Source organism: Micromonospora sp. LOL_021 (genome assembly GCF_048060215.1).
Lineage (GTDB): Bacteria > Actinomycetota > Actinomycetes > Mycobacteriales > Micromonosporaceae > Micromonospora_E.
In genome coordinates, this window is sequence record NZ_JBHMIN010000184.1 from 1 (window position 1) to 265 (window position 265).

Consider the following 265-nt stretch of genomic DNA (forward strand, 5'->3'; position numbering starts at 1 on the left):
GACCAGGGCGGCACTACCCGGCCCGGCCGCCGCCACCCGCTCCTGCAACTGCGCGTACTGCCGGGCGACCGCCACCGCCCGCTTCTGCGGCCCACCGGGCATGTCCGCCGGCGGCGCGACCCACTCCCCGCCCAACCATTCCTCGGCGCGGTCGACACCGGCCGCCTCGCCGGTCTGCCGGTCGACGGCGCCGTCCGGCAGGACGTCCGGCCAGCGCGGCAACGACACCATCGGCCGACCAAGAAACGTCGACAACCCCGCCAAC

1 protein-coding gene is annotated in these 265 nt (G+C 76.2%); it reads right to left on the reverse strand.

The annotated features are described in order from the left end of the window. Positions 1 to 264, reverse strand: a 264-nt coding sequence (locus ACFHWT_RS31595) for a toxin glutamine deamidase domain-containing protein (RefSeq protein WP_416598377.1), incomplete at its 3' end; no start/stop codon positions are given. Position 265 lies beyond the last annotated feature (1 nt).